This is a genomic window from Chitinophaga sp. (assembly GCF_035538455.1).
Classification (GTDB): domain Bacteria; phylum Bacteroidota; class Bacteroidia; order Chitinophagales; family Chitinophagaceae; genus Chitinophaga.
The window spans coordinates 40116-60359 of record NZ_DATLKJ010000042.1; the positions used below are offsets into that span (position 1 = coordinate 40116).

Consider the following 20244-nt stretch of genomic DNA (forward strand, 5'->3'; position numbering starts at 1 on the left):
CTGAGATTACATTTTTAGGTTAACGCTGACAACAAAGCTCCGGTAGCGTGGCAAGGTAGCTGAGCTTTCCGTAGCCGACATAGATCGTATCTCGGGGTCCTGTCCTTTCAATCTTTTATTCTTTATAACAAACGCATTATTTACACTGAAAGACAATACCATCCTGCACCTGGCAGGTAACCAGCGCATCATCTTATGATCCATTTCATACCCGGCAGTGATGTAGTTACAACGCAGGTTATCAGCGCTGACAGACTGCAAATCACTGTAGTTGTAGAGGTCATAGCGATACAATGTATTGCCGTTCTTACTAAGTGAAAGGTCCCCGAAGTACTTACCGATGGAGTACATTATGGGATAATATTCAAATGAATAGATGGATGGTACGTTGGTATATCTTTCGTCTCCCGGCTGCAGCCACCGGTAAGTAAGTTCCCGGCTGACATTTTTGTCTGGTGCAGGCGGGCGGTAATAGCCATCGGCGCCGGCCTGCATCAACGGATTCAGACGCACTTTATATCCAAGCTGCACATTGAAGCTGGCCGCCAGGCTAAAGCGTTTATATTTCACCGTAGTATTGAACCCTCCGGAGAAAGGAGGCTCAGTATTACCGCTGTACAATAAATAATCTGTGGCGGTGTTATGCAGCAGGCGGTCCAGATCTTTGTCAACATCCAGGTACCGGAACAACGGTTGCCCGTCCTTTGGCGACAGTCCTGCATAAGGGAATGACCACATTCCGCCGACGGGTTTACCATTCACGATGGCGTTGCTGTTGACCAGCGATACCATCCTGGCGTTAGCCCTTGTGTCAAAAACACGGTTATCATTGAAGCCTGCCACCAGCTGCACATCCCAATGTAGCTGGCGGTTGTTGGACACCGTCCAGGTAAGCGCACTTTCCACGCCTTTGTTGTGAATTTCACCACCGTTGACATAGGAGTCTGTTACACCGTACTCTTCCGGCACCCGTTGTTTAAGGATTACATCAGCAGATATTTTATAATAGTAATCTGCCGTCAGTTTCAGCTTTCCGAATAAGGCTACGTCAATACCGGCGTTGAAACTGTGTGTCCGTTCCCAGCGCAGATCTGTATACGGCAGGTTTTTGATACCAAGATAATGTTGCCCGGTATAAGGATCTGCGCCTGGGGTCACCTGCGTTACTAACAGGTAGGGGGAAATGAAATCCACGGTGTTACCCTGGTAACCGAAGGCCGCCTTCAGCGAGAGGTTGTTGAGCCATGCCAGTTGCTGCATCCATGACTCCTCCTTCATATTCCAACGAACGCCTGCGGACCATACAGGATTGAAGCGATGCCGGGAGTCGGCAGCAAAGCGGTTGGAAGCATCTGTGCGGAGGTTAAAATCTGCGATATATTTTTGCCGGTATGCGTAGGAAAAGCTTCCGTAGAAAGAAAGAAAATTAAAAATAGAATGTATCCGGTCCGGTTCATTGCCACCCAAGCTATTAGGATTCCTGACATAACTGGATGACAGTCCTTCGTATATATTCTTACGCGCTTCTGTACCAGCCATGATATTGACTTCGTGCTGCCCATGGCGGCCGGCGGACAAGAAGTAATACAGCGTATTGCGCCAGGTATGGGTTTTCTGCCGGATGGAATCCACTTTTGAGATGTAGGTATTGCCGGAAGCTGTTGCCGGATCATAGTCGCTGCCACGTATCAGTGCGGCAGCAAACGAGCGTTCATCTGCATACCTTCTATTGATGGTAACATCATACGCTAACGCATATATGGATTCCCAGCGCAGGGATTTACCCAGGCGCGTGTTCAGGGAGAATATGGCATTCACGGAGTTGCTGCGGCTGTTATTGCCGGTATGCGCCAGTTCATTCAGGAAGTTAAAGTGCAGCAATGGCTGGTTGTATGAGAAGTCGCCAGGCTGGTATGCCTCTCCGATACTGGCGTAGTAGGACTCATCGCTGCGGAGTGCCCGGTTTGTGTTGAAAGCATATTCATAGGGATTGAGGCCATCGAAGAATCCATGCACACGATAGCTGGCAGAGCTGATGTTGACAGCTGCGTCAACGAACTTCAGCAGTTTCAGTTCTGTTTTGAAAAGCGCGCTGGTCCTGTTCATATAGTTACCGCGGGCATTGCCGTTTTCATCAGTACGTCCCAGTGAGCCATACCAGGCGGCACGGGCGTTGCCGCCGCTCATACTGACGTGCGAGTTGGCGGATACGGCGTTACGGAAGAGTACATCAAACCAGTTAGTGTTCTGCTGTTCCATCTGCGTTACTTCCCGGTTGAAGGTCTGCTGATCTATGGATTTGTCCAGCAGCCGCAGCAGGGCGCCTTCATAGCCTACTGGAGGAATACGGTCGTCGGGATAGATAATGCCTTTATCGAATATTTCTTTCGACAAGGCAATGCGTTCTACCGCATTCATGCGGTTCAGGTTATGATACGATGGTTTATCCGTTACTGTTATATCGCTGCGGATATTGAACTGTGGTGGTCCGGGGCGGCCTTTGCGGGTGGAAATAACAATCACACCATTTGCAGCCCTGGAGCCATATATGGCGGTAGCCGCCGCATCTTTCAGTACGGTGATCTCTTCAATATCGTCGGGATTCAGACCGGTGATGGCATTGCCGTAGATGCTGAGGCCGGCCTGTATGGCTGCCCTGTCGGTAAAGCTGAGGTTCTCCGGTTGGTTCTCGGCCCTGGCGGGGAAGGGAGGTTCACGTACAATACCGTCTACTACCCAGATAGGTTCACGGTTCCCCTGCAGAGTGGAAGTGCCGCGGATGCGTATACGTGGCGCAGCGCCCACGCCGCCGGAAGGGAAAGTTACGGTAGCGCCGGGAACCCTTCCCTGGAGTGCCTGGTCAATACGGTTCACACCGGGTATACGGAGGGCGTCTCCTTTCACTTTGGCGACGGCGCCTGTTATCTCCCAGGCTTTGATCTGCTGGTAGCCGGTCACGATCACTTCGTTCACCGACTGTTGCCGGAGCTTCATTCGTATATGCATGGCCGGGGACTGCATATCTGTTGCTATCAGCTGGCTTTCAAAACCGATGAAGGAAAAAAGCACCTTATTGCCGGAAGTAGTTTCCAGGGTAAAGGCGCCCGATTCATCTGTCCAGGACCCTTTACCGGTTTCCTGGTCTACTACGTTTACTTTAAACATGGGCCGGTCTTCGTCATCTGTAACGGTTCCGGCTATACGCAAAACGGGCGAGGTAGCCGGCATACGGTCCATGTTCACTGCCATTGCGGCTGAAGCGGGTTTGATGATCACCAGTCCGTTGCTGAGCATGTACTCCCAACCGGTATGTTGCAGCGCCTTGTCCAGTATGGTGGTGAGGGGCGCCTGATCCAGGTCCAGTGTGATCCGTGAGGGTGGACTTCCTGCTTCGCTGTATATAAACTGGAATTGAACCTGCTTGCGCAGCAGGCGGATCAGCTCACCAAGGCAGATGTTTTTCACGTGAATACTCACCTTCGGCGTCATCTCCTTTTCCTGGGAGGTAGCGCGGACTGTGCACATCAGGCACAGGCAAAGGAATGCTGCGAACCGGGTACATCGTTTACCCGGTAAGGGTTTCTCCAGTTGATGCTGATGTTTGCGGCTGGTCACTGAAATACCAACGGTTTGCTGATGCCCTGGGCCAACAGTCACGGTTCAGGTTTTCTGATTTTGGTTCTGAATTCGGGTCCCCCAAGTATTAACGCTATCGCTGTGCACTTTATGCCGGTTCTTACCTTTTTCTTCTCTATGTCAGGCGTTCACTGAAAAAACTAAAACGGTTATGGTTGGCTACTATCGTTGGGGGCTACTAAAATAAACCGTGCGGGGGAGTTTTCCAAACAAATGTTCAGTAATACTTAACAAGGCTTTTTAATGGGCTGTCAGGGCTTCTTTTGGAGAATCAGGGTGTTGCCATCCTTTTGAATGTCGATGTTCAACGTGCTGGATAATACGGTCTCCATTACATCTATGTCCGGTATATTCATATCGGCTGTGATGCGCCGGGAAGTCAGTGACGTGTCTTTGAAAACTACCCTACAGCCATAGAAGTCTTCCATCATGCGGGCCACCTCTTTCAGTGGTGTGTCGGCAAAGAGGAAGCGTTTTTGTTTCCAGGAGGTAAAGAGGAGCGTATCTACTTTCTGCACTACAGGATTCTGACTGCTGTTGTATTCCAGCATGTCGCCGGGATGGAGTATTTTGTCCGGTTGCTGCCCGCCGTTGAAGTGAATGGTCACTCCGCCGTGGTTCAGCACCACGCGTGATTCCCCGTGGCGCGCATATACATTGAATGCGGTGCCGGTCACTTTTACGCTCAGTTCATTTGTGTGTACGGTAAAGGATTGCCGCTGTCCGTCGGCGCCGGTATGCGGCGCTACAGAAAAGAATGCTTCCCCCTGGACCCACAGTTCACGGTTGTTGTGCGCACCAAAGTCCCTGGCATATTTCAGGCGGGAGTTGGCGTTGAGTGTTACTTCGGAATTGTCGGGCAGGATGATATGTGATATTTCGCTGTTGATCGACGTGACATACGTGTACCGTTCGCGGCTCCATTGCCATATACCTAATGTTATGATCAGTATGATGGAGGCTGCTGCGAGCAGCCACTTGGAGGGCAGGTTGATACGGCGTGCGGCAGGCTGTTTCGGCGTATTGGCTTCAATGTAGTCCCACATGCGGCGGGTACGCTCAGGGCTGGGTGGATTCGCCGTAAAACGAAGGCGACGCAGTAGATCATAGGCTTCCTGTACTTCCTGTTCTTTCTGTGGATATTGCCGCAGAAACTCATTCCAGAATGCATTTGCGTCAGGTTTCTCATACTTTACCCATTCCTGGAAATATTCATCAGTCAGAAAGTCATTGGTATCATAACGCAGATAATCCGTAATGCTGTGTTGCTCTTTCATAATGTGCCTTCAGGATGAAACTGGTACTATAAATATACTCAGTTTGGTGATTTGTTGACGAATTGTTTTTTTCCTCTGCCAGTACACTATATATACTGTTTCCACAGAGTTTTACCCTTCATGTATATATTTTCTGATAGAATTAATATTACAAGAGTAGCCACAGCAACAATGCAGCAATGGTGGCCATATATTCCCGCAGGAAGCTGAGTCCGCGGAAAACATTCTTATAAGTGGCCCGTACGGTTGTTTCCATAATACGGGCGATCTCTTCATAGGAAGCATTCTCATAGAACCGCAGGAAGATTGCTTCTTTCTGCCGGGGAGGCAGTTGCTGCAATGCTTTCTCCAATTTGTGCTGCCGGATCTGTTGTTGCTCAGACTGAATACGGCTGGCTTCAACGGACAGTTCCATATCCGGAAAAAAATCCTCGGGTATCTGTCTGCTGATTTTTTGCTGATCAGTCAGTTTACGATACAACAGGTGCCGGAAAGCCTTCAACAGATAATTCTTTGCAGATGCAGGAACAGAGAGCCTTTCCCTGGTAGCCCATAAGCGGATGAACAGGTCCTGGATAGTATCTTCTATAATGGCATCGTCCCGCGTGAATCCAAGTCCGTATTGATAAAGGCTGTCAACGAAAGTATTAAAAAAGTAGGCCAGTGCTTCCTTATCCCCTGCTTTAAAAGCTCGCCAGCGTTCCTGATCATGGTTGATTGCATGATTCTCCATTAATGTAAGCTGATTCTTATCTAATATACAATCTAAATGGCAATTAATGCTGATCATCTCTCTATATAATTATCCGGTTAAAAAATAAAAACAACTCCGGGGAAAACCCCGGAGTATGTATTTACTACTATGCACAGGACCAACTTGCCCATGCCTGATGGTTGGTTCTTTTGCCCTCTCAGATTTATGGTGTGTGTGTTATCAGAAATTATATGTAAAAGACAGGTTGGCGCCGGTATATGCAGGTACAATCCTGCAGATACCTCCTACGCAGAGCAATCCTTCGCGCTGACGTCCGTAGCTCAGCGACACACGGGCCGCCCTGTAATTGTATGCGCCGCCAACACCGTAGTAATGGATCTTCGCCGACTGGTAGTTGTACATATCACTTACATAGAAAGACCATCCCGGTGCATAGCTGTATTCCAGCAATGCAGCTGCCCAGTTCTTTTCATCATCAGCGGTCCACAGATGCTGCAACTCTACCCGCAAGGCGTTCTTCCGGTCGAAATTGAACAGCACATCTGCAACAGCTGTGTTGGCATGTACCAATCCATATCCGGGGCCCAGGATGTATCCTTTGTTGTAGTTAAGATTGATATAGGAAAAAATTGTTTTGATGAAGGACGACCATCTTCTTTCCACCGTTACATTGACATCACGATACAGCTCTGTTGGGCCGAAGCGCCAGAACCCTGTGGTGGTGAAGCCTTCCTTCGATTTCACATGGAGCGTATCGAGGTCACGATAGAGAGAGGCCGTGAGTGAGATTTTTGTGCCATAGCGGCCGCCAATGGCGCTGCCTCTTTTGAACTGATAATAGATGTCAGCCTTCCCTCCTATCTCACCCATTGACTGCGCTGCGTAAGGATAGAGGTTGGGCAGCGAATAGGTATATAGTTTGGTAAGTGCGGGCAGGTAGTTGAGCGTAGCGATGTTATCCTTCTGCGTTCTGTCTGTTCTGAAGTCCATGTTCTCCAGGCGGCGGAAGGCCATGTCGATACCCAATCCTTTATTGGTGGTAATTGATTGACTGATGTATAATGCAGATCCTTTCCGGTAAATGTTTTTGTTGATGTTGTTCGGATCTTCGCTTTTGCCTACATATTCTACATTCAGATTGTAATAAGTGTTGTCCAGTGCAAACCTGGCGGAGTAAGCATTTACAGCACGCGGGAAATCGTCATCAGGGCCGGAGTATTTCTGGAAGCGGTTTACGTAGCTACCGCCCAGTGTGATGCCGAAGTTGCGGCGTACTTTCAGGAGGTCAAGCAGATCCAGTTCCAGGTCGGCGCCGCGCATGATGCCTTCACCATTTTCCATGAGCACGCGTTGCAGGCCGTAGGTTGCTTTGAAGCGCAGGCTTTTGAGCGGTGTGAAGCGTACATTCACCCCATCCATGATATTATCTATCCCCAGCTGCCGCTCTTCAAAGGACCGGAATACGAGGCCGTTGCCATATTGTTCATAGAAGTTACCGGCGGTAATGTCGATCTTGTCTGTGCGATAGCCAGCAAAGCGGTGTGTGAGTTTGGTTCCTTTCAGTCCTTCCGGATAGCCCATTAATGCAGGCAGGTAAGATTCCAGCTGTATACCCGCATAGAAATTCTTCAGTGTATAATTAAGCGTAAAATAACTGTTGGTTGCTAATCTGTCGGTGGGCGCCTTTGCTTTGGTGGCGTTATCATCTGTATAATACTGGTTATTGGATTCGAGCCCACCGCTGAGTTTTCCGGGTATTTCCTGTGCATATGCGATACTGCCGTATCCTGCCAGCAGCAGAACGGCCAAGGTCCTTTTGTTCATAGTAAAATGTTGATGGTAAAAGATGCTTACCTGCCGGTGGCGAGTTTGCGCACTACATCCAGCAGGTGGTGCTCATCGCCGGGATTGTATCCGGCATGGCGCTCTACGATCTTTCCTTCGCCGTTGAGCACCAGCGTATAGGGTACATTGGCGATTCCCAATGCCCTGTACAGGTCTTTGTTGTAGTCGTTGTAAATTTCGTATGGCCATCCCCGTGATGACACCAATGATTTGATGCCGGCGCTTGTTCTGGCATCGTCAATAGAAACGGCGATGATCTTTACACCGGAAGAGTTCTGCCAGTCGCCATACTCATCTGCAATGGCTTCCAGCTCTGTGATACAGGGTTTACACCAGGTGGCCCAGAAACTCACTACAATAGGTTTGTTGTTATTCGAAAAGGAATTTACATTTACGAGTTTCCCGTTGAGGTCTTTCACCTGTACATTGGGCAGGCGGTCGTTCTGTATGCTTTGCGCATGTACGATGGCAGCACAAAACAGCAGTACTGTAAGGAGAGCAGCTAATTTCTTCATGATAGTGTTTTTTGGAAAGCCTGCCCCCATAACCACTATGCAGTTACAGGGGCAGTGGATAAAGAGAAGCATGGTTTTAGCTTTCAGTTTTTAGGTTACACAAATGCTAAAACCAGAACCGGCGGGGGATCAGTCGAATTTCTGTGACTGGCCAGCGACTACCACCTGCGCGTTGTAAGTATCTGCCAGCTTACCTTCGTCATCCTGCCCGTATACTACGGCAATCACCTGTGTTTTGGCGGCTTTATACTTACTGATGTCCACTGTATAATCTTTGGAATAGATAGCTCCTTTTATTTTATATGCAGCAGGGATCTCGTCTCCTTTAGCATCTGTGAGTACTTTTCTTACTACGTGATGATATTCGTACCCTGCGATCTTTGCGGGGAGTTTGGTGAGCGGGCCCAGATCCGGATCTTTTTCATAGGCGCCTTTAACTCTGTCATCAGCATAATAGTTGGTCTGAGTGGCAACCAGTCCGTCTTCCACGACGTAGATCAATACTTTGGCTTTGGCTACGGTCAGGGCCTGTCCCATTCCCACTTTTACGGTGATATTGAGATTGCTGCCGCTGACAGTGGTGTTAAGCGCAAGGCCTAATACGGCGGGTTTGCTGAAAGCTTTGCCTACAATGGCTTCTGCCTGCTGGTAGTTGATTTTGTCATCTGTATCGAACCAGTCGATAGACTCCGTTCTTTCCAGGATGCTGGTAGGATAACCCTGTACGCCCATTTTCTCTTCGATCACTTTACGGATATCTTTTCCAATATCAAAAGTGTCAGAGGCGTGGAACGCGGATATAACCAGGTTAGGATACTTTGCATGCAGTTTATCAAGCAGTATAGGCATGCGGGGGCACCATCCGCACCAGGTGCCGGTAAATTCTTCCACGATGGCTTTTTTGGTGTATTTCTCCGGTGCGCCCATTTCCACGCCGCCGGGCCTGGTGGTGTCGCCGCCACCGGGAGTGGGCGTACTGTCTTTTTTAGAACAGGAAGCTACAAACAGGGCTCCTGCCAAGAGGAGGGCGCTGGCAAGACGATAGACGAGTTTTGATTGCATAAAATGGTTTTTATAATGATGGTTGTTGAATACTGACGGGTTTTCCGGAAAAAGGATGTTCTGTACACCGCCGTGGGTGCAGTAACAGAAGGTTTTCATTCCCGGTTGTTATATCGTTCCGGAGTATATATACAGGAGATGATGTTTTTTACCCAGAGAAGAGGGAAAAATTTTGGGGATAGTTGTCTGAACTATGATTTTTCTGATTTGTTTGATTTTTCTGATGAGAGAAGATGATGAAATTTGAATGATTTTTAACTGACCCATCTTTTCGATCTTTATCCGTCAGGGAAATCAAACAAATCATAAAAATCACAGTTCAGACAATCAATAAATAGATAGATCTATCTATTTTTAAAATAATCCCTATCTTTGTTCCAGATAATTTCTATGCTATGGCAGAAAAAATAAAAGTGCGGGACAGGATACTGAATGTAGCAACTGACCTGTTTTACCGTCAGGGGTATAACCAAACGGGCATTAACCAGATCATAGCCGAAGCGGATATTGCCATCGGTTCTTTATATAATCACTTCCCATCCAAGGGCGACCTGCTGGTAGCCTACCTGGAAAAGCAGGAAGAGGAATGGTTTGCTGCATTTGAGCACTTCAGCAAAGGAGCCAATACGCCCAGAGAAAAGATCTTCCGGTTTATAGACTTCAGGATAGAACAACAGCAGGTATCCGCTTTTTGCGGTTGCCCATTTATTAAGATTGTGGCTGAATTAGGGCAGGATGATGATAAGATACACAAACTGGTGGAAGCACATAAAGACAAGCAGCGTGTGATGCTGCAATCCTGGTTTAAACAGCTGGACTATGAGGGCATCGACAAAAAACTGCTGGCCGACAATCTCTTCCTGATGGTAGAAGGCGCTACAATCAGCACCACCATCTCGCGCAATACACAGGCGCTGGAAAGCGTAAAGAAATTCCTCCGGAAATTATTGTAATCAGTTACTGACAACCGGAAACCCGTTACTTCTCTGCCGTAAGGCGGACAGGCATTGCTTTGCATTTTAAACTTAAACAGATATGATACCAGCAAACGAAACATTCAACGGCACGTTTCCCTTTACGCCGCACTTCACAGATACACCGGGGTTCCGCATGCATTATGTAGATGAAGGTAATGGCCCTGTAGTGCTCTGCCTCCATGGCGAACCTACATGGGGTTATTTATTCCGGGATCTGATCCGACAATTGTCAACAGACCATCGCGTGATTGTACCAGACCATATGGGCTTTGGTAAGAGCGAAACGCCCACAGACCGTACCTACTGGCTGCAAGACCATATCAATAACCTGGAGCAGTTCATCCTTGCATTGGACCTGCAACACATCACACTGGTCATGCATGATTTCGGAGGGCCGGCGGGTATGGGTCTTGCGGCCCGTTATCCGGAACGCATTGCACGCATTATCAGTATTAACGGGCCAACAGCTTTCGGCCAGGAAAGTCTCCTGGAAAAGCTGACAGCGAATGCCGGTGAATCTCCCTGGTTTAGCTGGATACTGACCGCCCACGCACAGGACCGTCTTGAACCCGTATTACAGGAACTACGCTACAATATTCTCAGTACGCTGAAGCTGAATGGTTTTGAGCGCAATGACCTCATTACAGACAACTGGCTGCAAGCCTACGGCTCCGCGTTTCCTACACCGGAGGCCTGCGCCGGCGCTATTGGCTGGGCTAAAGGTTTTGCTGCGGGTTCACATGTATTTGAAGCGCCCACCGAAGAAGCGAAACAAATCATCAGCGCCCTCCCTGCTCTTGCTATATGGGGCGCCGCAGATCATACGCTGCACGGGAAATATTTCCTGCCGCTTTTCCGGGAAACTTTCCCTGCCGGTCAGGTATATGAATTGCCTGAGGCTGGCCACTACAGCCCGGAAGATGCACCGGGTACCATCAGTCTGCTTGTTCGTCAGTTTCTGACACTGCATCGGAATGCCTAACTTTTTTTTCTCTTAAAGTAGATAGACCTATCTATATGAACAAATTTACAGAAACCAGCATGTCAAAGTGGTTATCGCTGCTCATTGTGTCCTCCGCCATTTTCCTGGCTGTGATAGATATCTTTATTGTCAACGTAGCCCTGCCGGCTATCAAACTGGGTATTAACGGCACCAACGGGGAGTTGCAGCTGGTAATAGCTATCTACCTGCTGGGCTATTCCTGCTTCCTCATAACAGGCGGAAGGTTGGGCGATTATTACGGCCGAAAAAAGGTCTTCATCACCGGCATGTTGCTGTTTACTATCAGCTCCTGCTTCTGTGGTCTTGCACAATCCGGCTTGCAACTCAATATCGCGCGTTTCTTTCAGGGTATCAGCGCTTCATTAATGACGCCGCAAGGGGTTTCTTATATACAGGTGTTGTTCCCGGAAGCACACGAACGTGTGAAAGCGATCGGGGTGTACGGAATTATTGCCGGCTCTGCCTCTGTAATAGGACAGTTCCTCGGCGGGCTGTTACCCTCATTACATACTGCCCTCGAAGGCTGGCGTCTTGTGTTCTTTATCAATCTGCCTATAGGTATCCTCGCGCTTATTACCTCTGCGATATTCCTGCATGAAACACCGCGTGACACTTCACAACGATTCGATTATGGCGGGGTATTGCTGCTTACGCCGGCATTGTTCTGTCTTATCTATCCGGTTATACAGGGAAGGGAACTGGGTTGGCCAGCCTGGAGCCTTGTGATGCTGGTGGCTTCGGTGGTATTATTCCTGCTCTTCAGTCGTGATCAGCGCCGGAAGGTATCGGCCGGCAAGGCGCCGTTGATTGATGCGCGGCTCTTCAGCTATCGTGATTTCCGTATCGGGTTATACGCTTCTATATTCTACTTCCTGGTACAGGAACCTTACTTCCTGATCACGGGTGTATATTTCCAGGATGGCCTGCGTGTCAGCTCCGCCACTGCCGGCTTCTACTTTATGTTCCAGGGTATTGGGTATGTTATTGCTTCGATATTGTCTGTGAAGCTGGTGCATCGATATGGTAAAAAAGTGTTGCAGGGTGGGATATTTATTATGATCATCGCTTTGCTGCTGCACATTTTCTTCATCACAACTCCTGAGACCAGTACGCTGACCTATATTTCCATCCTCTTCGTGTATGGCGTGGGCTGTGGCTCGGTGTTACCGTCGCTGCTGGCATTGTCGCTGAAAGGTATTCCGCATCAGTATGCGGGTGCAGCATCCGGCACCTACTATACGGCACAGCAATCGTCTATCGCGCTGGGTGCAGGCATAGTGGGAGGCATATTCTTCTATTACATAGGTAACACGCCTGTTCCGGCGGATTATCTGCCAGCATACAGCATTGCCGTTATCGTCAGTATACTGCTGCTGGTAGCGGTAAATGTATGCTTGTATGTAATGCCGGAATGAGGGTTTCTCGCAGAGAAGCAAAGGAGCAAAGTGCGCAAAGCATATTTTTAAGTTAAATTAAGACTGTTTAATAGTTCCGGACTATATTTACGGACTATCAAAGCGTTCTTTGCTAACTTAAAAGATGCTTTGCGTACTTTGCTCCTTTGCTTCTCTGCGAGAAATAAAAATCGCTCCGGTCTCACAGGCCGATCACCGGATTATCTTTCTCTTTACGCTGTACATGCGACATATAAGACGCGGCCATCATCTTTACGCTGTCGAGGTGTGTATCGATGTTGGACGTCAGTTTTTCTTTCGGTGTATTGCCCATTATGAAATCCAGGAACTCTTTTACCACTGCTGTTTTCGACTGCTCAGTGAGTAATTTGGAATCATCGAGGTGATGTTTTTGGGCGATGTCTTTCATGTTGATGACTTCCAGTGGATGTTCTCCACCGAGCACGCCTATGTTGCGGAAGATATAAATATCGAAGTGATTGTTGCCTCCTACTTTGTAATCCTCTGCACTGTTGTGCTGGTGTTTATCTTTTGCCTGGTAGGAATGAATCTGTATGTTCTGGAAAGGCCCCTGCTGGATGTGATGATATTCATGTTTAACGCGGCCATTGCCTTTATAGAGATCGCTGCCGGGCAGTATCCAGTTCCTTCTTGCAAAGCTGTTGTGTAACAGGTTGATGGTAATGTTGGCGATGTTCTCCTGCTCTTTCAGCATACGTACAATAATAGCAGCATCCATCTCTCCGTAATCTTTATAAATCTCCCACAACTCAGCGTCGCTGTGCGCTTTGATGTTGCCATAGGCCGCCTCAAAATAACCTGCGTAATCAGATTCGGGGAGTTGTTTGATAAAGCCTCTGGGCTGTACCATAGAAGACATTACTTCCATCGCGTCTGGTTGCTTGCTGCTGATGCCTGGCGCTTTGAACAGCTGGCTTACAATATCGAAGATGTGATAGCCGCTGTGGGATATTTTACCGAATCCCCTGTTATAGGGATGATAATCCTGTGTAACGATTTCTGAAGGGAGACGCCATTGCCCATCGCAATGGGTGGACTGGATGCAGGTAACCGGGCAATTGGTTACCAGGGCTACTTCGCGGATGCGCTCCATTGCCAGCTGAAACCCCGGGTGATAGCGGCGTTGCACGTTTACAGTAAATGCTGTGGAAGTACGCTGCTGTAGTTTGTTGTACATATCGAGCAGGTGCAGGTAATCGTCCAGTATTCCTTTGGCCTGGCTGAAATCAGAGATGGCATTATCCCGGGTGCTCACGGGTTTATCCATCAATATGTGCAGGCCCAGTTCCAAAGCCCATTCTGCATATGCATGGTGAACGGTAGGTTCCGTGGCAATGATTGCAGCATTTACTTTGTTGTCGGCAACAAATCCGGTCAGTGTGTTTCTCAGATCAACAGGCAATTCATTGCTGAACGGATCAATAAAAAGCGTATTAATCTGATACCCGTTTTTTTCAAAGTGGTGTTCTACATTGGAGGCTTCTGCCCTGACATCAACAGCAAGGCTGATCTCAACAGGGTATTTCTTTTTCAGATCTGCGACAGCGGGCAGGTATACCCTTTTGGAATGGGGGCCAACACCAATTAAGATAATTCTGATGGTCTCTTTCATTGACATGAGGTTTTCAATATGAAATTTATCGTTGTAACTAAATAAATGAATAACAAGTCATGGTACCGGCTATGGCGTATAAAACTAAAGCATCCCTGAAGATGCTTTAGCGGACAGTGTTTTATTTTATTATTAAATAATGGTCATATGTCGGGGTGAATGCTTTTACTCCAGGCTGTATGCAAGATAAGTAAATGCTACGCATTGTATATAGTCTGTGCGGCCTATTTTTTTATTCTCCTTCGGGCGTAACAAATGCCACAGGTATCCATTCAAAGGCGGTTCCGTTGCGGCGTACGTATCCCAATCCGGGCCATGGCAGGTGATAGGCCAGTGTAGGTTTTCCTGTATCTGCCAGCATGGAGAGCATACTAATGCGGGTATTACAGGCCAGATGAAAATCAGTATCAAAGAAGAAGCCCCATTCCGGGTGTGGCACCAGCAATACATCTGAGTGTACTACATCTGCGAGATGCCATAGTTCTTCGTTACCTGAATAAATCTGTAAAACGGTATGGCCAGGCGTATGGCCAGGGGCGGCCACAAAGCGGATACAGTTGTGCAGGGTTTGATGATGTTGTATGAGGCGTAGCTGCGGTTGTATTGCGGTCAGTATACGCCGGATGTGGTTAACCAGGTATTGTTGCGTATCGGCATCATCCTTCATGGCACTGGCAGAAAAATCGGGATTGGGCTGCATCCAGCAATTGTATTCGGTCTGTGCCAAATGGATCGTTGCAGATGGATAGGCTGGCTGACCCGCTGGTGTTATGAGCCCACCGATATGATCCAGGTGGCCATGCGTCAGCACGATGTCTGTAATATCATTGGCCTGTATACCGGCAGCAGCCAGCGCCTGTGGCAAGCGGCCGGATGTGGGTTCCAGGTTACCGAGGCCGCTGTCGGCCATTATAAGCCGGTCTCCTTTCCTGATCAGCAGGATATGGAGGCCAAGGCTCACGGCCTCTGTTGGCCGGTGATGATCACGGAGCAATTGTTTCACCGTAGCCGGATCTGTATATGGTCCGAAGGTGGGATGAGATGTTTTCATCAGTTGGCTGCCATCGCTGAGGATCGTGAGTTCCAGTTTACCAAGTTGTTGTTCTATCATACCTGTTGCTTTAAATCTGATGCAAACTTACCTTTGTTCCATACTTTTGCATAATTGAAACATTTAACGCAATACTTTAAAAAAACTAAAGTATGATAACCACACTACTTGATCTTGACCTGCTCCGCACCTTTTTGCTGGCAGTGGATCTGCGCAGCTTTGCCAAGGCTGCAGACCAGGTATCGCGTACCCAGTCGGCTGTGAGTTTGCAGATGCAGCGACTGGAAGAAATAACAGGTCATGTCCTGTTTGTGAAGCAGGGTCGCGGCTGGCAGCTGACACCCAGCGGCGATTTGTTACTGGGCTATGCGCGACAGCTGCTCGAAATAAACGATCAGGCTATACAGGCCCTAACGGCAACGCATATATCAGGACGTATGCGACTGGGCATGCTCACCGATTTCTCAGAGGGCGGTTTGCCGCTGGTGCTGGCTCGCTTTGCAGGTGCGCACCCGCAGGTGCAGGTAGAGATAACAATAGACAGGCATGCTGCACTTGTGCAGAAATTGCAATCCGGCAAGCTGGATGTAGTAGTAACCTTCGGCATGGAGATGCCGGAAGAAGCGATACCGGTGGGTAGGCTGCCGCTGCACTGGATAGGCAACAGCAATAAAGCGGTAGCACAGCAAACGCCCTTACCGCTGCTGTTGTTTGAAGCACCCTGTCTTTTTCGCGCAGCCGCGCAGGAAGCATTGGAGAAAGCGAAACGCAACTGGCGTCCGGTACTCACGATCAGCAGCGTAACAGGTATGTGGTCAGCAGCCGGCGCCGGCCTTGGTATTGCGGTGCGCACGGGCATGGGCTTACCGGAGAGTTGTATTGTATTGCCGGCATCAGCGGGGTTACCACCATTACCAGCAGTAAAGGTGTTTATGCTCGCCAGGCAGAAAAGCCCTACACCAGCAGTAAAGCAACTGACAGAGATCCTGCATGATACCCTGAAAGAGCAACTGATCGCAATTCGCAGGAAGTATAAGTGATAGCATTATTCCCGGACAAAATCACGGATACTGCCATTTGCATTGAAGTTGATGCCATACTTCATTCTGCTGCCGCTGATGGTACGAGGGTACCATATAAAGCGGCCATCGCGGACAACAGCATAGATATGATCCAATGGCGCCGCACCGTCAATAGTAGCGGCTTTTGCAGTATAGTTACGGTATACGTTTGCAACGTAAACAAAATTCAATTCATCAAGCGGAACGAGTGATTTCTTAACATCTTCTTTTACAGACAACTGCACGGGCATTGGCTCCCCCCACTCGCCGTCCCGGAATTTGTATTCATCCACATACTCCGGATTTTCCGGATGCTGCAACTTCACGGATATTCTTCCGTCATTATAGAAGTGAATACCATCGTAAATATAGATCTGCTTGCCAATATAGGCCGGGAGTATAAGCAACGCAGTATTCGCGGCCTGCAGTGCAACTATATTGTATAAGAAGTCCTCTTTACGTTTGCTTTTGGAAGACGAGATAACGGTGGCGCCATTCTGCGAATGCCGGATCACGGTAGTACTGCTCACAGTAAAGGAGGTATCTATCGAGAAAGAGCTTTCAGCTACTTCTTCCGCTCCATCTTTCCCTTTACTTTTTTCCGATGGCGTGCCATGCAGCGTGTCGTTGATAGAATCACGGAAATACTGGCAGGAGCTGCATCCTGCGATCAATGCTATTATAAGGATATTCTGAAGACGCATAATTATATTTTTATTCCTCCACATCGCTGGCGAAGGCCACTTGTCCGGGTTTGTCTTTAAGGTAAAAAATAGCGGCCGTTTTCTGCTGTGCGGTATTCAATTCCAGCAACGGGATGATTTTTTTTAGTGTAGCCGTGCGGGTTATGCCGGTATTATCCTGGTAACTCAATTCAAATTTAACCTGTGGCTGTTCATTGATATACGTACCTGTTTGCGTGGCAGACAGGATGGAGGCATCTGTGCGTATCCCATAATATTTGAGTGAGAGCTGATCATCTCCGGAGATTCCACTCACCAGGTCTAACAGCTTACCAAATCCCAGTCGCCCGAGGAGCAGTATCAAGGGACAAAGTACCAGCGGATGATAGAATTTAAGAAAACGCCATCCGGTTCCATCGTTTTCCAGCACATAAGAATAACCGTAATAGAAGAGCACCACGGCCACAATCGCGAGCCAGGCCAGGCACAGCAGTATCATCCTCGTCATCCTGATGCTAATTGTCACATCATCCAGTGTCAGATAGGGAACTGCTTTCAGGCGATCGTCTATCCTGAGCTGAATGGTTTTTCCTTTATCATAGCGGTGCAGCGCAGGTTTGGAATCATTCACTTCCAGCTGTTCCCGGATCTCGGTGCCGGAGAAATTCTGCAGGGACACCGTTATCTTCATGGGTACAACATCTGTACGGGTTTGTGGCATTTCTGCACTTTCCGTCACACGGGCATCTTTCCTGACCCCTTTTTTCATCAGACGCAGGATATTGTTTTTCATAATAAAAGTGCTGACTATCCATTGCCTGAATAATCCCTGTAATACGATGATCCACAGGACCAGGGACAATGCCAGAAAGGACAATGCCAGCCAGGGCGCCGAGATTCCACCCTCCTCCCTGGTATTGTAGTAAATAATCATGGGGAAGGGAATGGCAAAGAAGAGGGCGTACAACAGCCAGAAGTAGTTCCAGAATCCTTTCATGCGGGTCGGGTTATTTCAATAATAGCTGTAAAATACAACATAACTGCTGTTCCTGGTAAAAAAGTGATCAGTATCTGGTACATTTCCACTGAATAATAGTACAGGAGCCTGACAAGATAACGTTACATTCTCGCTGGTATACTCATTTATTAAGGATTTATTATCAAAGAACAGCAACATGCATAAGCGAAGAAATTCAGCTATATTACGGTAGCCATAAAACCGTTTGTTATGATGACCCAGGAAGAGCAAAAGCTGTGGGCAAGGATACAGGACTTCCGGATAGATGATCCAGGCATAGCATTACCTTTCCCCGATCGGCTGGCCCGTGAGAATAACTGGTCACCTACCTTTGCAAAAGCCGTCACACTGGAATACAAAAAGTTCCTTTTCCTCTGTGTAGTGAGCAATCAGCCCGTAACGCCATCAGATGCAGTAGACCAGGCGTGGCATCTGCATCTTACTTATACCCATTCTTATTGGACAGAATTATGCGCTGGCATCGTGGGCAGGCCTATCCAGCATACTCCTACCAAAGGTGGCGTAGTGGAGGGCAACAAGTTCCGCAATTATTATGACGAGACCCTGCAACTTTACCGGGATAAGTTTGAAGAATTACCGCCCAGGCATATCTGGAAAGACCCTGACGCCCGTTTCAACGACGATTTCACCCGGGTGAACAAACGCACGCATTGGGTGATCCGTAAACCACGCAGACCAGACTTCATTGTCCCAGTATTAACCGGCATGGTGAGTATCGGGCTGTATCTGTTCCTGCATGCCAACATTATACTGTGGATGGGCATGTTTGTATTGCTATTCACGTTTCCCAACATTTACTTCAGGCAACACCATCGCGACAGGGATGACTCATCCGGTGGCAGTTGCTCCAATACCTGCAGTTCAGACGGCGGACATGGTCATGGTCACAGTGGCTGCAGCGGTTGCTCCTCTGGTTGCAGCGGGTGCGGCAGCGGCGATTAAGAATCTACTTTGCTGCACATTTTTTCTCCATTTCTGCACATTCACCTACAACTTAATTCGTCAACTTTGGATTGTTCGGAATGTATATGTTATTGGCTAACATCCTCTGCCCAGGCGCAGTATGATGTTGATACCATTTCCACTCCGTCACAAATAACGCACTACAGATAGCTATACATCATTATTTTCACAGAAAAAATATTGCTGTCCCTAATAGCACCAGGCATATAATCCGGATTCTTCCGGGTTTCCGGGAACGTTACCAACAAAATAACAGGCATTATAGAGGGGTGACATTTCCCAGATCCGGATGCGAAAGCACCCGGATCTTTTATTTACGGTAGTCGGCAGGCGTATAACCTGTGTAGCTCCTGAAAGCCCTGATAAACCCTGAAACGGTATCATATCCCACTTCATAAGCAATGTCACCGATCCTCGCATCACTGTCGGTCAACATCCGCCGGGCTCTGTCCATTCGCAGCCGCAGCAGCCATTCCTGCATGCTAACGCCATAGAGTAAACGAAAACCGGCAGCGAGCTTCCTGGGATGTAGATGTACCTCCCGGGCCAGCTCACGCTGAGATAGCTGCTGGTGAAGTTTACTGGCAAGGATTGCGCTGGCGCTATGTAGCGCCCGCAGATCCTCTTTGGTGAAATGGTACTGCGACTGCACATACCGCTGCTTCCCACCCAGCTCTTCCGCATATAGTAATATCAAATCATTGATCCGTGCCTGGATGAATATACTGCGCTCGGCATCGTCCAGTCTGCAAAGGTAGATGCTGTTCAGAAGATCTCTCACCCGCGGCGTGATCTTAGCGGCGTGCTGTTGTACTCCTTCCCTGCTGCTGTTCTCTGTTTTCTCCAAGACATCCTTTACTGCGGGGTATTTCCTGCCGAGTCCCTGTATCTGCTGCGGAAAGAGGTTTACCTGGAAGATAGTCGTTTCTCCTTCCGGAATGGAGGCGGAGTAATTGCCTTCCGGAATATAATACATGTGGTACCACCCTTCCGTCAATACAGCGTCGCCGAAGCCGTGCAGCAGGAAGGGTACATTCCCACTCAGTGCATAGCTCAGGGTGATCATAGGCTGACTAATATCCACCTCCAGGTCTATGGTCTGCTTCATCCTGAAGTTGTGGTTATAGATTGTATAATCCTGGCTATTGACCTGTTGCAGCAACATGGAGCCAAATGTGCCACTGATGCGCGTTGCCTGTAAAAAGGGCAGCAGGCTCGCCTGTTCATACGGCGGACCAAGTACTTCAACAGTCATATTTTCCTGCAACCAGGCAGGCAAGGTGAATTTCATAGTGAATGATGGTTGGAATAAAATGGGGCCGGTGCCTGATAAAATAAATTCAGTTCCACAACTGATCCACTGCTAAAA

General features: G+C 48.4%; 16 protein-coding genes. 5 read left to right on the plus strand and 11 right to left on the minus strand.

What is annotated here, in order from left to right; all coding sequences use genetic code 11:
* Window positions 1-6: 6 nt before the first annotated feature.
* The 6 genes from VM802_RS05010 to VM802_RS05035 form a co-directional block, all read right to left on the minus strand.
* A complete protein-coding gene (locus tag VM802_RS05010) occupies window positions 7-3657 on the minus strand; it encodes a SusC/RagA family TonB-linked outer membrane protein (protein ID WP_325528624.1) in 3651 nt (1216 codons plus the stop codon).
* 230 nt (window positions 3658-3887) lie between these two features.
* Window positions 3888-4913, minus strand: coding sequence for a FecR family protein (locus VM802_RS05015; RefSeq protein ID WP_325528626.1), 1026 nt, complete (start codon window positions 4911-4913; stop codon window positions 3888-3890).
* Window positions 4914-5061: 148 nt separating this feature from the next.
* Window positions 5062-5646 (minus strand): RNA polymerase sigma factor, encoded by a 585-nt coding sequence (locus VM802_RS05020; protein ID WP_325528628.1) that lies wholly within the window; start codon window positions 5644-5646, stop codon window positions 5062-5064.
* A gap of 201 nt (window positions 5647-5847) precedes the next feature.
* A complete protein-coding gene (locus VM802_RS05025; RefSeq protein WP_325528630.1) occupies window positions 5848-7452 on the minus strand; it encodes a DUF6029 family protein in 1605 nt (534 codons plus the stop codon).
* Window positions 7453-7478: 26 nt separating this feature from the next.
* Window positions 7479-7988: a TlpA family protein disulfide reductase gene (locus tag VM802_RS05030; protein WP_325528632.1), complete on the minus strand. Its 510-nt coding sequence runs from the start codon at window positions 7986-7988 to the stop codon at window positions 7479-7481.
* A 129-nt stretch (window positions 7989-8117) separates the two neighbouring features.
* Window positions 8118-9149, minus strand: coding sequence for an Omp28-related outer membrane protein (locus tag VM802_RS05035; RefSeq protein WP_325528634.1), 1032 nt, complete (start codon window positions 9147-9149; stop codon window positions 8118-8120).
* A 296-nt stretch (window positions 9150-9445) separates the two neighbouring features.
* Here VM802_RS05035 and VM802_RS05040 point away from each other — a divergent pair, with 296 nt between their 5' ends.
* From VM802_RS05040 to VM802_RS05050, 3 genes are all read left to right on the plus strand, one after another.
* The gene (locus tag VM802_RS05040) at window positions 9446-10003 is read left to right on the plus strand and encodes a TetR/AcrR family transcriptional regulator (RefSeq protein WP_325528636.1); all 558 of its coding nucleotides are present in this window, start codon (window positions 9446-9448) and stop codon (window positions 10001-10003) included.
* An 82-nt stretch (window positions 10004-10085) separates the two neighbouring features.
* Window positions 10086-11009, plus strand: a complete 924-nt coding sequence (locus VM802_RS05045; protein WP_325528638.1) for an alpha/beta fold hydrolase — start codon at window positions 10086-10088, stop codon at window positions 11007-11009.
* Window positions 11010-11044: 35 nt separating this feature from the next.
* On the plus strand, window positions 11045-12445 hold the full coding sequence (locus VM802_RS05050; RefSeq protein ID WP_325528640.1) for an MFS transporter: 1401 nt from the start codon (window positions 11045-11047) through the stop codon (window positions 12443-12445).
* 181 nt (window positions 12446-12626) lie between these two features.
* Here the strand turns inward: VM802_RS05050 and VM802_RS05055 are convergent, their stop codons facing one another.
* Window positions 12627-14078: a Gfo/Idh/MocA family protein gene (locus tag VM802_RS05055; RefSeq protein ID WP_325528642.1), complete on the minus strand. Its 1452-nt coding sequence runs from the start codon at window positions 14076-14078 to the stop codon at window positions 12627-12629.
* Between the two features lie 232 nt (window positions 14079-14310).
* Complete coding sequence (locus VM802_RS05060; RefSeq protein WP_325528644.1) at window positions 14311-15189, minus strand: MBL fold metallo-hydrolase; 879 nt, start codon at window positions 15187-15189, stop codon at window positions 14311-14313.
* A gap of 92 nt (window positions 15190-15281) precedes the next feature.
* Here VM802_RS05060 and VM802_RS05065 point away from each other — a divergent pair, with 92 nt between their 5' ends.
* Window positions 15282-16169: a LysR substrate-binding domain-containing protein gene (locus tag VM802_RS05065; protein WP_325528646.1), complete on the plus strand. Its 888-nt coding sequence runs from the start codon at window positions 15282-15284 to the stop codon at window positions 16167-16169.
* Window positions 16170-16174: 5 nt separating this feature from the next.
* On the opposite strand, the gene VM802_RS05070 is transcribed toward VM802_RS05065, so the two are convergent.
* Entirely contained in the window at window positions 16175-16894 is a 720-nt protein-coding gene (locus tag VM802_RS05070; protein WP_325528648.1) for a hypothetical protein, read from the minus strand.
* A 10-nt stretch (window positions 16895-16904) separates the two neighbouring features.
* Window positions 16905-17870 carry a hypothetical protein gene (locus VM802_RS05075; RefSeq protein ID WP_325528650.1) on the minus strand — a complete coding sequence of 322 codons (966 nt, stop codon included), beginning with the start codon at window positions 17868-17870 and terminating at the stop codon, window positions 16905-16907.
* 231 nt (window positions 17871-18101) lie between these two features.
* Between VM802_RS05075 and VM802_RS05080 the strand changes: the two genes are divergently transcribed.
* On the plus strand, window positions 18102-18854 hold the full coding sequence (locus VM802_RS05080) for a hypothetical protein (RefSeq protein ID WP_325528652.1): 753 nt from the start codon (window positions 18102-18104) through the stop codon (window positions 18852-18854).
* Between the two features lie 331 nt (window positions 18855-19185).
* Here the strand turns inward: VM802_RS05080 and VM802_RS05085 are convergent, their stop codons facing one another.
* Window positions 19186-20166: a helix-turn-helix domain-containing protein gene (locus VM802_RS05085; RefSeq protein ID WP_325528654.1), complete on the minus strand. Its 981-nt coding sequence runs from the start codon at window positions 20164-20166 to the stop codon at window positions 19186-19188.
* Window positions 20167-20244: the final 78 nt, after the last annotated feature.